This is a genomic window from Enterobacter sp. MF024 (assembly GCF_005843915.1).
GTDB classification, from domain to species: domain Bacteria; phylum Pseudomonadota; class Gammaproteobacteria; order Enterobacterales; family Enterobacteriaceae; genus Enterobacter; species Enterobacter barmai.
This window is the reverse complement of the sequence record NZ_VCBB01000005.1, coordinates 172988-185887: the sequence shown is the minus strand read 5'-3', so window position 1 is coordinate 185887 and position 12900 is coordinate 172988. Positions and strand designations below refer to the sequence as shown.

Here is a 12900-nt window from a genome sequence, read left to right as displayed (position 1 = left end):
TCAGACCATGAGTATGTACGGCAACAGCCCGGAACCATTAGTATTTACGCGAGTCATAAAAGCAGTACGGCGTAACGCCACTCTGGCGCTACCTACACACTCTTCATAAAGGTCGTTTTATCTTGTCTCAATGCAAATTCACACTCACCCTTTTGCACCCCCGTTACTGGTTTACGTGGTTTGGTCTGGGTGTCCTGTGGCTGCTCGTACAACTCCCCTACCCGGCGCTGAGCTGGCTGGGTGCTACTCTCGGGAGTATTTCACGTCGTTTTCTGAAGCGCCGGGAGTCTATCGGTCGCAGAAACCTCGAACTCTGCTTTCCGGCGCTCTCCCCCGAAGAGCGCGAACGTCTGATTACTGAGAATTTTAAATCCATCGGCATGGCGTTGCTGGAAACGGGGATGGCCTGGTTCTGGTCGGATCGCCGGGTACGCAAGCTGTTTGATGTTGAAGGGCTGGAAAATTTGCAGCGCGCGCAGGCTAAAAACCGCGGCGTGATGGTCATCGGCGTTCACTTTATGTCGCTGGAGCTGGGTGGCCGGGTGATGGGCTTGTGCCAGCCGATGATGGCGACCTACCGTCCCCATAACAGCGCCCTGATGGAGTGGGTGCAGACGCGCGGGCGCATGCGCTCCAATAAAGCGATGATCAGCCGCAACAACCTGCGCGGGCTGGTCAGCGCCCTGAAAAAAGGGGAAGCGGTCTGGTTTGCGCCGGATCAGGACTATGGCCGCAATGGCAGCAGCTTCGCCCCCTTCTTTGCGGTGAAGGATGTGGCGACCACTAACGGCACATTCGTGATTCAGCGCCTCTCAAAGGCGGCGATGCTCACCGTCACGATGGTCAGAAAAGCCGATAAGAGCGGCTATCGCCTGTTCATCATGCCGGAGATGGAAAACTATCCGCAGGAAGAGGTGGCCGCCGCGGCTTACATCAACAAGGCGATCGAGAACGAGATCATGCGTGCCCCGGAGCAGTATTTATGGGTGCATCGCCGCTTCAAAACCCGCCCTGTCGGTGAACCTTCCCTCTACCGTTAGCCCCAGAACAGAGGTTAGTTTCTGCGTGAAACTAACCTTTTCAATCACCTGTAATCACCCTGATTTATCGTTAGCAGGCTATGTTGCCGAAGGGCAATTTATTACGCCACGAAATCAATCTGTCGCCGTTCCACGACACTCGTAAGTCGTGGAAATTATTTAAAAAAATGCCCCTTGTCACTCCTGAAATTTAGGCGTACATTAGCGCCGTCTGGCTACCTGAAAGCACAGAATTCTGAGCTGGAGTCGCTGCCAAAACGGGGATAATTCTCATTTCCGCCCTGGACCGACTTCACCTCTCTATAATCAGTTGGACTCTGTTTTTAATGCGTATCACGAAATACGCGGAGCGATGAACGTGAAATATTTCTTGATGGGTTTTTCAGTGATTTTGTTCGCCTGGGTCGGCACGTTTGCCCTGATGATGAACTGAGCAAAGAAAATGTAGTCAAAAAAACAGGCGCCTGAGGCGCCTGTTTTTTTTGGTTACTGTTCCGGCGCGGTCTTTGCGGCCTGCGGCAGCAGCCCGTCGGCGCGGAACATGCCCTTAATGCCCCTCACCGCCTGACGAATACGGTCGCTGTTCTCAATCAGCGCGAAACGCACGTGCGTGTCGCCGTAGTCGCCAAAGCCAACGCCCGGGGAGACGCACACTTTCGCGTCCTGCAGGAGTTTTTTGGCAAACTCCAGCGATCCCATCGCGGCGTAAGCCTCCGGGATCTTCGCCCAGACGTACATTGAGGCTTTCGGCATCTCGACCATCCAGCCTGCTTCATGCAGCCCTTTGACCAGCACATCGCGGCGGCGCTTGTACTGGGCGGCAATGTCCTTCACGCACTGCTGATCGCCTTCCAGCGCTGCAATCGCCGCCACCTGCAGCGGGGTGAAGGTGCCGTAGTCGTGGTAGCTTTTGATGCGCGCCAGGGCGTTCACCAGGGTCTTGTTGCCGACCATAAAGCCGATACGCCAGCCCGCCATGTTGTAGCTTTTCGACAGGGTGAAGAACTCCACTGCCACGTCGCGCGCGCCGGGAACCTGCATGATCGACGGCGCTTTCCAGCCGTCATAGACGATATCGGCGTAGGCCAGGTCATGCACCACCAGCACGTCATAGCGCTTCGCCAGCGCCACGACCTTCTCAAAGAAATCGAGTTCGACACACTGGGCGGTCGGGTTTGACGGAAAACCGAGGATCATCATCTTCGGCTTCGGGTAGCTTTCGCGGATGGCGCGTTCCAGTTCGTTGAAGAAGTCGACGCCTTCCACCAGCGGAACAGAGCGCACCTGCGCCCCGGCGATGACCGCGCCGTAAATATGGATCGGGTAGCTGGGGTTCGGCACCAGTACGGTGTCGCCGTGGTCCAGGGTCGCCAGCATCAGATGCGCCAGCCCCTCTTTCGACCCAATGGTGACAATGGCTTCGCTCTCGGGGTCGATCTCAACCTGATAGCGGTCCTGATACCAGCGCGAAATGGCGCGGCGCAGGCGCGGAATGCCTTTGGAAGTCGAGTAGCCGTGGGTGTCCGGGCGCTGGGCGACGGTACAGAGCTTTTCCACGATATGCGGTGGCGTAGCGCCGTCGGGGTTACCCATGCTGAAATCAATAATGTCTTCGCCGCGCCGACGCGCAGCCATTTTCAGTTCAGCGGTGATGTTAAATACATACGGGGGAAGACGATCGATACGCGAAAAACGGCGTTCAGGACTGGAGTCAGCCATAAATTCCTCAGATTACGTTAGCGCCCGGACCGTCCGAGCGACGTCGCCACGAATGTGGCGTGCTTAGAAAATAACCTGAAAAAATTCGTCTTGTCGAGAGGGGAGAAATAAAAAAATAACGTAGCGCTAAAATGGGAACTCTGCTCGGGTAAAAACGGGAAGCGATTATGAAAAGAGGCATTTTCAATGCCATTTAGTTAACATTTTAATATCAGTACAGTTACGACTTTTGGATTATTTTTCCCCTTCAGACCCCTTTGCGCAGCAACGAAGTCAATCCCCTTTCATTTTTATGGTTTATCCCCATTTGATAAAACGGACGGATAACTGGTCATTGGGCGTCAGGTTTTTTATCATGGTTCTTTCCCGTTTTCCCAGGTTTCCCCGTGCACGAAATATTCAATATGCTGCTGGCGGTTTTCGATCGCGCGGCATTAATGCTGATTTGCCTGTTCTTCCTCATCCGCATCCGCCTGTTCCGCGAGCTGCTGCATAAGTCTGCCCACTCGCCGCGAGAGCTGCTGGCGGTCACCGCCATCTTCTCCATGTTTGCCCTGTTCAGCACCTGGTCCGGGGTGCCGGTAGAGGGATCGCTGGTCAACGTGCGGATCATTGCCGTGATGTCCGGCGGGATCCTGTTTGGCCCGTGGGTGGGGATCATCACCGGGGTTATTGCCGGGACGCACCGCTATCTGATTGATATCGGCGGCGTGACGGCGATCCCCTGCCTGATCACCAGTATCATTGCCGGCGTGCTGTCGGGGGTGATTAACCGTAAGATCCCGAAAAAGCAGCACTGGAAAGCGGGCATTATCGCCGGGATGGTATGCGAAACCCTGACCATGATCCTGGTGGTGGCGTGGGCGCCGACCGTTGAGCTTGGGCTGGATATCGTCTCGAAGATCGGCATCCCTATGATTCTCGGCAGCGTCTGCGTGGGCTTTATCGTGCTGCTGGTGCAGAGCGTGGAGGGCGAAAAAGAGGCCAGCGCTGCCCGGCAGGCCAAGCTGGCGCTGGATATCGCCAATAAAACGCTGCCGCTGTTTCGCGATACTAACGCCGAATCCCTGCGCCAGGTGTGCGACATCATCCGCCGCGATATTGACGCCGATGCGGTGGCGATCACCAACATCGACCGGGTGCTGGCCTACGTGGGCGTGGGGGAAGCTAACTACCGGGATAACGACGATACCGTCAGCCCCACCACCCGCCAGGCGATCAGCGGCGGTAAGATCATCATCAAGAACAACGATGAAGCCCACCGCACCCCGGAGATCCACTCCATGCTGGTGATCCCGCTGTGGGAAAAAGGGGTGGTCACCGGCACGCTCAAAATTTACTACTGCCACGCGCACCAGATTACCTCCTCCTTACAGGAGATGGCGGTCGGGCTGTCGCAGATTATCTCCACCCAGCTGGAGGTCTCCCGAGCCGAGCAGCTGCGGGAGATGGCAAACAAGGCAGAGCTGCGCGCCCTGCAGAGCAAAATTAATCCCCATTTCCTGTTCAATGCCCTGAACGCGATCTCCTCGTCGATCCGCCTGAATCCGGACACCGCCCGCCAGTTGATCTTCAATCTCTCGCGCTATCTGCGCTACAACATTGAGCTGAAAGACGACGAGCAGATCGACATTAAAAAAGAGCTCTATCAGATCAAGGATTACATCGCCATTGAGCAGGCGCGGTTTGGCGATAAGCTCACGGTCATCTACGACATCGATGAAGAGGTGAACTGCGTCATTCCGAGCCTGCTGATCCAGCCCCTGGTGGAGAATGCCATTGTTCACGGCATTCAGCCGCGTAAGGGCAAAGGCGTGGTGACGATAAGCGTGGCCGAGTGCGGTAACCGCGTGCGGGTGGCGGTGCGCGACACCGGACACGGGATTGACCCGAAAGTGATTGAGCGGGTGGAGTCCAACGAGATGCCCGGCAATAAAATTGGTCTGCTGAATGTCCATCACCGCGTTAAGCTGCTCTATGGTGAAGGGCTGCATATCCGCCGCCTTGAGCCGGGAACCGAGATCGCGTTTTATGTGCCGAATGAACGCTCCGCCGTTCATGCCCAGCCGTTGTTGTTGCCTTAGAGGGAGTGACGCATGAAAGTCATCATTGTGGAAGATGAAATACTCGCTCAACAGGAGCTGAGCTGGCTGATTAAAGAACACAGCCAGATGGAGATCGTCGGCACCTTTGAGGACGGCCTGGACGTGCTGAAATTTTTGCAGCACAACCGGGTCGACGCCATTTTTCTGGATATCAACATTCCGTCACTGGACGGCGTGCTGCTGGCGCAGAACATCAGCCAGTTTGCCAGCAAGCCTTTTATCGTCTTTGTAACCGCGTGGAAAGAGCATGCGGTGGAGGCCTTCGAGCTGGAAGCGTTTGACTACATTCTGAAGCCTTATCAGGAGTCGCGGATCGTCACCATGCTGCAGAAGCTGGAACACGCCTGGCAGCAGCAGTCCGGCGCGGAGCAGGTCGTGGCCTCACCGGTAGCGCGTGAAAATGACACCATCAATTTGATCAAGGACGAGCGCATCATCGTGACGCCGATGGACGACATCTATTACGCCGAAGCGCACGAGAAGATGACCTTCGTCTATACCCGCCGCGAGTCGTTCGTCATGCCGACGAACATCACCGAATTTTGCGCCAGACTGCCGACGAGCCACTTCTTCCGCTGCCATCGTTCGTTTTGCGTGAATCTGAACAAGATCCGCGAGATCGAACCCTGGTTCAATAACACCTACATTTTGCGGCTGAAGGATCTGGATTTTCAGGTGCCGGTTAGTCGCAGCAAGGTGAAAGAGTTTCGCCAGCTGATGCACCTGTGAAGGGAGTGCCCCGGTGACGGACGTCACCGGGGACGGGCTGTTACAGTACCTGGCCCAGCGTCTGACGCAGATGCGCACCAGAGCCCAGCAGGCCCGGGTTGTCATGCACGATCAGGTACACCGGGATATCCCGGACGTAATCGCGGAAGCGGCCTTTATCTTCAAATCCGCCGCGGAAACCGGATGATTTAAAGAAGTCGAGGAAGCGCGGCACGATCCCGCCCGCGATATAGACCCCGCCAAAGGTGCTGAGATTCAGCGCCAGGTTGCCGCCAAAACGCCCCATGATGACGCAGAACAGCGACAGCGCGCGACGACAGTCGGTACAGGAATCTTCCAGCGCGCGTTCGGTGACGTCTTTCGGCTGCAGGTTTTCCGGCAGACGGCCGTCGGATTTCACGATTGCCCGGTAGAGATTCACCAGGCCCGGGCCGGAGAGCACGCGCTCTGCGGATACGTGGCCGATCTCCGCGCGCAACTCTTCAAGGATAATGCCCTCTTCTTCGCTGTTTGGCGCGAAATCCACGTGTCCGCCTTCGCCCGGCAGGCTGATCCAGCGTTTGTCGACGTGCACCAGATGCGAGACGCCAAGGCCGGTGCCTGCGCCATACACGGCAATCGGCTTACCTTCAACCGGCTCAGTACCGCCGAACTGGATCAGATGCTCCGGCTTTAACATCGGGATCGCCATCGATACCGCGGTAAAGTCGTTAATAATTTCCAGATGGGCGAAACCGAGGTTGGCTTTCATTTCGGCAATAGAGAATGCCCAGGTGTGGTTGGTCATCGCCACCCAGTCGCCGGTAATCGGGCAGGCAATAGCGATACAACCATCCTCAACGCTGACCTCATGCTCCGTCAGATAGACACGAACCACCGCTTCCAGGCTGGGATAATCCAGCCCGGAATAGGTTTTGGCGCGGGAGATTTCGCCGGTATTGACGTCACATAACGCCAGACGCGCGTTAGTCCCCCCTACATCACCTACCAAAGCATACTTTGTCATTCTTCTACTGCTCCGCTAAAGTCAAAATAACTGATTGGCACACTCTAAATTCAAGGCCCGAGAACAACAACGACCTGAATAAAAGCACCCCAGGATTATCGATCTTCGTCACAGAATAACTTTACCGTTTCAGCACCATTTGCACTATTACCATAAGGCTGAGAGTGCAAAGTAAAGACAGCCATTTTCTACAAGGAAATCATCATGCTCCATCCGCGAGCCAGAACGATGCTGCTGCTGGCCCCTCCTGCCCTGATTATTGGCGTGGCATCCAGTCTGATTCTGATAATCATTATGAAGGTTGCCTCGGTGCTCCAGTCGCTTTTGTGGACCTCTTTACCCTTCACAATGGGTCTTAGCGCGAACTCCCCGACGTGGATTATTCTGACCCTGACCCTGACCGGCATCGCCGTGGGGCTGGTGATCCGTTATACCCCGGGCCATGCCGGGCCCGACCCGGCCACAGAGCCGTTGATTGGCGAACCGGTCAACGCCGCCGCCCTCCCGGGGCTGATAATCGCCCTGATTATCGGTCTGGCGGGGGGCGTCAGCCTCGGGCCTGAGCATCCGGTGATGGCGGTGAACATCGCCCTGGCCGTCGCCGTCGGCGCGCGCGTCTTTCCCCGGGTGAACGCCCTGGACTGGACCATTCTTGCCTCTGCCGGCACCATCGGCGCGCTGTTCGGCACCCCCGTCGCGGCGGCGCTGATTTTTTCCCAGACCCTGAGCGGCAACGCGGAGATCCCGCTCTGGGATCGCCTGTTCGCCCCGCTGCTCGCCGCCGCAGCGGGCGCGCTGACCACCAGCCTGTTCTTCCATCCCAACTTCTCGCTGCCCATTGCCCACTACAGCCAGATGCAGCTGGTCGATATATTTAGCGGCGCAATTGTTGCCGCCATCGCCATCGCGTTGGGCATGGTGGCGGTGTGGTGTCTGCCGCGCCTGCACCGGCTGATGCATCGCCTGAAGCATCCCGTACTTATTCTCGGGGTCGGCGGATTTATTCTGGGGATCCTGGGCGCCATCGGGGGCAACATCACCCTGTTTAAGGGGCTGGACGAGATGCAGCAGATGGCTTTCAGCCAGATCTTCAGCGTGTCGGATTATCTGCTCTTTGCGCTGATCAAGCTGGCGGCGCTGGTGGTGGCGGCGGCCTGCGGTTTTCGCGGCGGGCGCATTTTCCCGGCGGTGTTTGTTGGCGTCGCGCTGGGATTGATGCTGCACGAGCACGTTGATGCGGTTCCGCTGGCGATCACCATCTCCTGTTCCATTCTGGGATTGGTTCTGGTTGTCACCCGGGATGCGTGGCTGAGCCTGTTTATGGCGGCAGTGGTGGTGCCGGACACCAGCCTGCTGCCGCTGCTCTGTATTGTGATGCTGCCCGCCTGGCTGTTGCTGGCGGGCAGACCGATGATGATTGCCGGACGTCAGGAGAAATAATCAGGCGCTTTTACGCGCCTCCAGCGCCTGGAGAATGCCGCTCAGCAGCGGCGGAACGTCGGCTTTCGGCAGCATGACCTCAATCAGCGACAGCCGTTCCGGGTGCCCCACTCTCTCCAGCACCTCCTCCAGCTGCACCGTCTCGCTGACCCGCCAGCACTCGGCCTGACAATTCAGGCTGAGGGCCTGCGGGATCTGCGTCCAGTTCCACAGCGCAATGTCGTTATAGCGCTGGTTCGGACCGTGAATGGCGCGCTCCACCGTATACCCTTCGTTATTGAGCACCATGATCACCGGGCGCTGCTTGTCACGCAGCATCGAGCCCAGCTCCTGAATGGTGAGCTGTGCCGCGCCGTCGCCGGTAATCGCAATCACGCGGCGATCCGGGCAGGCAGTCTGGGCACCGTAGGCGGCGGCCAGGGTGTAACCAATCGAGCCCCAGATCGGTTGCACGATAAAGTTCACCTCATCCGGCAGCCTCAGCGCGCCCGCACCAAACGCCGAGGTGCCCTGGTCGGCCAGAATAATATCCCCCGGACGAATATAGGTTTGCAGGGTTTTCCAGAAGCTGTCCTGGGTCAATGAGCCGGGATGAACCGCATGCAGCTGGCGTGCCGGGCGTGGCGTGCTGCTGGTGTTGGCATACTGGTGGCACAGGCTGGAGAGCACTTCAATGGCCTGGGTCATCGGGATGCCGGTGTACCAGACATCGCCGATGCGCGAGGCGTGCGGCTGCACGTCGATGGTCTGCTGAGGGGTGAGTTTGTGGGTGAAGCCGGCGGTGAGCGTATCGGTGAAGCGCGTGCCCACGCAGATCACGGTGTCAGCGCCTTCAATGGCCTCGTTGACGTCGGCCGCGCTGGCGGAGCCGCTGTAGGTTCCCGCAAAGCCTGCTTTGCGCTCGTCAAAAATGCCTTTCCCCATCAGCATGGTGGCGTGGGCGACGGGCGTCTGGTCCACCCAGCGCTGCATCTGGTTTTTCAGGCCGTAGCGCAGGACCAGGAAGTCGGCCAGCAGCGCGATGCGATCGCTTGCGGCCAGCCGTTTTTCCGCCGCCTGACGGAATGCATCCAGGCGGAAACTGTCACTTTCATAAATTCGGTCAATGAACGCGCTTACAGGCGGAGTGGCAGGTTTCTTTGCCACGTCGGCAGGCAGCATGATGTAGCCAGGGCGGCGCTCACGGAGCATTTCGGTCAACACCCGGTCAATTTCATAGCAGGCGTTCTGTTCGGTCAGGTGCGCCTGCGCCACGGTCACGGGCTCACTCATCTTATAGAAATGACGAAACTCACCGTCACCGAGGGTATGGTGCAACAACTCCCCTTTTTTCTGCGAGGCGCTGCCCGGTGCGCCGACGATATGCAGTACCGGAACATGTTCGGCGAAACTGCCCGCGATGCCGTTCATGGCACTGAGCTCGCCAACCCCAAACGTCGTCAGCAGCGCGGCAAAACCCTTGCAGCGCGCATATCCATCAGCGGCGTAGGCCGCATTCAGTTCGTTGGCACAACCTACCCAGCCAATATCCGGGCTGGCGATAACGTGATCGAGAAACTGCAGATTGTAGTCGCCCGGCACGCCAAACAGATGATCGGCACCACAATCTGTAAGACGGTCCAGCAGGTAATCGGCGACGGTGTAGGGGGTATGCATGACAGTTATCCTTATAATGTTGACTTCAATTTGAGTATTGAAGAAGCGTGATAGCTGTCCAGGAATGGCGATAATCAGCGCTTGGAAATAATGCTTTACGTATTTTCGCGGGGTAATCTGCTTGCCTGACGTTTAGTGTAAACGTATACACTGAATGACATTCTGACGCAGAGGGGCAAGACTCATGGTTTATCAGGCGGATCAAAACCGTTATCAGTCAATGGTGTATCAACGATGCGGGCAAAGCGGTCTTAAGCTCCCTGCTATCTCCCTGGGGCTGTGGCACAACTTCGGCGATGCCACGCTGATTGAAAACAGCCGTCAACTTTTACATCGTGCCTTTGACCTGGGCATTACGCACTTCGACCTTGCCAATAACTACGGTCCACCGCCGGGTTCGGCAGAGCGTAATTTCGGACGGATTTTACAGGAAGATTTCAGCGCCTGGCGCGATGAGCTGATTATCTCAACCAAGGCGGGCTACACCATGTGGGACGGCCCCTACGGCGACTGGGGCTCGCGTAAGTATCTGATCGCCAGCCTCGATCAGAGCCTGAAACGCATGGGGCTGGAGTATGTCGACATCTTCTATCACCACCGTCCTGATCCGGAAACGCCGTTACAGGAGACGATGAAAGCGCTCGACCATATCGTGCGTCAGGGCAAGGCGCTGTACGTCGGGCTGTCCAACTATCCGGCAGAACTGGCGCGTCAGGCCGCTGAGATCCTCGATGACCTGGGCACCCCCTGCCTTATCCACCAGCCGAAATACTCCATGTTTGAACGCGCGCCGGAGGCGGGTTTGCTGGACGTGCTTAAGGATAAAGGGGTGGGCTGCATTGCCTTTTCGCCGCTTGCGGGCGGCCAGCTGACCGACCGTTATCTGAACGGCATTCCGGCAGATTCCCGCGCCGCCAGCACCAGCCGCTTCCTGAACCCGGACCAGATAACCGACGAGAAGCTGGCGAAAGTGCGTCAGCTCAACGCCCTGGCCGAACGCCGGAACCAGAAGCTGTCGCAAATGGCGCTGGCGTGGGTGCTCCATCAGGAGGCCGTCACCTCGGTCTTAATTGGTGCCAGCAAAACGGCGCAAATTGACGATGCGGTGGGAATGCTGGCGAAACGCCATTTCACGCCTGAGGAACTCAGCGAAATAGAATTAATTCTGAACAGCACAAATTAAACGCGCTTTTAGCAAAAAGTGCTACGCCTTCTGAATTAGGAGTTAAAGCGATTATCCGGGCCTTTACCGCCCCTTAAAATTGCGTTAACAAGCCGATTACGGCTCCGATCGTGAAGGAGAATAACCATGTTCAGGTCCCTGATTCTGGCAGCAGTATTAATGGCTTCAGCCCCGCTGGTCGCTAATGCTGGCGAAATCACCCTGTTGCCATCCATAAAATTACAAATTGGCGATCGTGATAATTATGGTAACTACTGGGACGGCGGCGGCTGGCGTGACCGCGACTACTGGCGTCGTCATTATGAATGGCGTGATAATCGCTGGCACAGACATGATAACGGCTACCACCGTGGCTGGGATAAACGTAACGCCTACGAGCGCGGCTATCGCGCAGGCTGGAGCGATCGTGATGACCATCGCGGCCCTAAAGGTCACGGGCGTGGTCATGGCGGACACGGCCATCGTCACTAATATAAAAAAGGCGCCTTACGGCGCCTTTTTTACAATCCTAATGCAGTCCCGATAAGCAACCACAGATTCAGGGCCACCACCAGCACCACTATTGCCCACCCGGTCCGTTTCACCGTCACACTGTTCACCAGATCGCCCATCAACTTTTTGTCGCTGGTAAAGACCAGCAGCGGCACCAGCGCCAGAGCAATACCGAAGCTCAACAGCACCTGGCTCATCACCAGAATGCGCGTCGGATCCAGCCCCATCAGGATCACAATAAACGACGGCAGCATGGTGATCGAGCGGCGCACCCACAGAGGAATGTGGAAGCGCACAAAGCCCTGCATCACCACCTGCCCCGCCAGCGTGCCCACGACGGTAGAAGAGAGACCCGCCGCCACCAGACTCAGACCAAAAATAGTGGCCGCCGCATGGCTGAGTAGCGGTTCCAGCGTCAGGTAGGCCTGGTCGAGATCGGCAATACCGGTATGGCCGTTGAAATGGAACGCCGCTGCGGCGGTAGCCATCATCGCCAGATTGACAAACCCGGCGATGGTCATGGCGATCGCCACGTCCCATTTTGTCGCAGAGTAGCGCTCATGCCGCGAGCCTCCGTGCAGGTTCTGGGTCAGCGACGAGTGCAGATAAATGACGTGCGGCATAATAGTCGCACCCAGCACCCCGGCCGCAAGGAACACCGCTTCCGTGGTGGGCAGGCTCGGGATCGCCATCCCTTTCGCTAACTGTGCAAAGTCAGGCCGGGAGAAGATTAGCTCCACGATATAGGCCGCCGCCACGAACAGCAGCAGGCCGCCAATCACTTTCTCCAGCGGCTTTTGCCCGCGTCGTTGCAGCATCAGAATAAGGAAAGTGGCAATACCGGTTAATACCGCCCCCTGCAACAGCGACACGCCGAGGATCAGCTTAAAGCCGATGGCCGCCCCGATAAACTCCGCGAGGTCGGTCGCCATGGCAATAATTTCAGCCTGCACCCAGTAAAACCAGACCAACGGACGCGGATAGTGGTCGCGGATCTGCTCCGCGAGGTTTTTCCCGGTAGCGATACCCAGTTTTGCCGACAGCACCTGGATCATCATCGCCATCAGGTTGGCCCAGACCACCACCCACAGCAGTTTGTAGCCAAAGCTGGCCCCGGCCTGGATGTTGGTCGCAAAGTTACCGGGATCGATATAGCCAATGGCGGCAATAAACGCAGGTCCCATTAATGCGAACCGCATTTTGCGTGCTGCTCTGCCACTGCTACTCTCATCAACGCGACTATTGCTCATTTTTGCCTCAGAAATATAGCCTTTGCTATGTTTAATGCTATCAAAATGCGAATGATTATCAAGTTCATTTAAAAGGGTTATAGTGATTGCACCGATAGCGAAGAACGATAAGCAGGCTGAGTCGTGGATAAGTTGACGGCGAAAATGCACGCAACCTTTGTGAAGCGTAGCACACAAACTTAACTTTTAATTCATTTACACAACATAACGAAAATGTATCGTATGTCACTATTTTTGAGACTCGTCACAGGACTCAACGATAGTGTGGCTTTGATCTCGT

At 56.8% G+C, this 12900-nt stretch carries 11 protein-coding genes; 7 read left to right on the top strand and 4 right to left on the bottom strand.

What is annotated here, in order from left to right; all coding sequences use genetic code 11:
* The first annotated feature begins 119 nt into the window (after positions 1-119).
* Positions 120-1040: a kdo(2)-lipid IV(A) palmitoleoyltransferase gene (lpxP, locus tag FFB58_RS10340; protein WP_138369809.1), complete on the top strand. Its 921-nt coding sequence runs from the start codon at positions 120-122 to the stop codon at positions 1038-1040.
* 352 nt (positions 1041-1392) lie between these two features.
* Entirely contained in the window at positions 1393-1473 is an 81-nt protein-coding gene (gene ypdK / locus FFB58_RS23145; protein ID WP_353620503.1) for a membrane protein YpdK, read from the top strand.
* A gap of 53 nt (positions 1474-1526) precedes the next feature.
* On the opposite strand, the gene alaC is transcribed toward ypdK, so the two are convergent.
* Positions 1527-2759 (bottom strand): alanine transaminase, encoded by a 1233-nt coding sequence (gene alaC / locus FFB58_RS10330; protein ID WP_138369808.1) that lies wholly within the window; start codon positions 2757-2759, stop codon positions 1527-1529.
* 386 nt (positions 2760-3145) lie between these two features.
* Here alaC and FFB58_RS10325 point away from each other — a divergent pair, with 386 nt between their 5' ends.
* Together FFB58_RS10325 and FFB58_RS10320 are read left to right on the top strand one after the other, a co-directional pair.
* Positions 3146-4843: a sensor histidine kinase gene (locus FFB58_RS10325; protein ID WP_138369807.1), complete on the top strand. Its 1698-nt coding sequence runs from the start codon at positions 3146-3148 to the stop codon at positions 4841-4843.
* A 12-nt stretch (positions 4844-4855) separates the two neighbouring features.
* Positions 4856-5593, top strand: a complete 738-nt coding sequence (locus FFB58_RS10320) for a LytTR family DNA-binding domain-containing protein (RefSeq protein ID WP_138369806.1) — start codon at positions 4856-4858, stop codon at positions 5591-5593.
* Between the two features lie 40 nt (positions 5594-5633).
* Here FFB58_RS10320 and glk read toward each other — a convergent pair whose 3' ends face one another.
* Entirely contained in the window at positions 5634-6599 is a 966-nt protein-coding gene (glk, locus tag FFB58_RS10315; RefSeq protein WP_039032608.1) for a glucokinase, read from the bottom strand.
* Between the two features lie 204 nt (positions 6600-6803).
* On the opposite strand from glk, the gene FFB58_RS10310 reads away from it, so the two are divergent.
* Positions 6804-8039, top strand: a complete 1236-nt coding sequence (locus FFB58_RS10310; RefSeq protein WP_138369805.1) for an ion channel protein — start codon at positions 6804-6806, stop codon at positions 8037-8039.
* Here the strand turns inward: FFB58_RS10310 and ipdC are convergent, their stop codons facing one another.
* Positions 8040-9695 carry an indolepyruvate decarboxylase gene (gene ipdC, locus FFB58_RS10305; RefSeq protein WP_138369804.1) on the bottom strand — a complete coding sequence of 552 codons (1656 nt, stop codon included), beginning with the start codon at positions 9693-9695 and terminating at the stop codon, positions 8040-8042.
* A gap of 184 nt (positions 9696-9879) precedes the next feature.
* Between ipdC and mgrA the strand changes: the two genes are divergently transcribed.
* Positions 9880-10878, top strand: a complete 999-nt coding sequence (gene mgrA / locus FFB58_RS10300; protein ID WP_138369803.1) for an L-glyceraldehyde 3-phosphate reductase — start codon at positions 9880-9882, stop codon at positions 10876-10878.
* Positions 10879-11004: 126 nt separating this feature from the next.
* Positions 11005-11349 carry a DUF2502 domain-containing protein gene (locus FFB58_RS10295; protein ID WP_039032604.1) on the top strand — a complete coding sequence of 115 codons (345 nt, stop codon included), beginning with the start codon at positions 11005-11007 and terminating at the stop codon, positions 11347-11349.
* A gap of 29 nt (positions 11350-11378) precedes the next feature.
* Here FFB58_RS10295 and FFB58_RS10290 read toward each other — a convergent pair whose 3' ends face one another.
* Positions 11379-12620, bottom strand: a complete 1242-nt coding sequence (locus FFB58_RS10290; protein WP_039032603.1) for an Nramp family divalent metal transporter — start codon at positions 12618-12620, stop codon at positions 11379-11381.
* Positions 12621-12900: the final 280 nt, after the last annotated feature.

What these genes read in the sequence shown, in the direction of transcription:
- ypdK (WP_353620503.1), top strand. Translation starts at nt 1,393, where the DNA reads ATGAACGTGAAATATTTCTTGATGGGTTTTTCAGTGATTTTGTTCGCC.
- alaC (WP_138369808.1), bottom strand. Translation starts at nt 2,759, where the DNA reads ATGGCTGACTCCAGTCCTGAACGCCGTTTTTCGCGTATCGATCGTCTT.
- FFB58_RS10320 (WP_138369806.1), top strand. Translation starts at nt 4,856, where the DNA reads ATGAAAGTCATCATTGTGGAAGATGAAATACTCGCTCAACAGGAGCTG.
- glk (WP_039032608.1), bottom strand. Translation starts at nt 6,599, where the DNA reads ATGACAAAGTATGCTTTGGTAGGTGATGTAGGGGGGACTAACGCGCGT.
- FFB58_RS10310 (WP_138369805.1), top strand. Translation starts at nt 6,804, where the DNA reads ATGCTCCATCCGCGAGCCAGAACGATGCTGCTGCTGGCCCCTCCTGCC.
- ipdC (WP_138369804.1), bottom strand. Translation starts at nt 9,695, where the DNA reads ATGCATACCCCCTACACCGTCGCCGATTACCTGCTGGACCGTCTTACA.
- mgrA (WP_138369803.1), top strand. Translation starts at nt 9,880, where the DNA reads ATGGTTTATCAGGCGGATCAAAACCGTTATCAGTCAATGGTGTATCAA.
- FFB58_RS10295 (WP_039032604.1), top strand. Translation starts at nt 11,005, where the DNA reads ATGTTCAGGTCCCTGATTCTGGCAGCAGTATTAATGGCTTCAGCCCCG.
- FFB58_RS10290 (WP_039032603.1), bottom strand. Translation starts at nt 12,620, where the DNA reads ATGAGCAATAGTCGCGTTGATGAGAGTAGCAGTGGCAGAGCAGCACGC.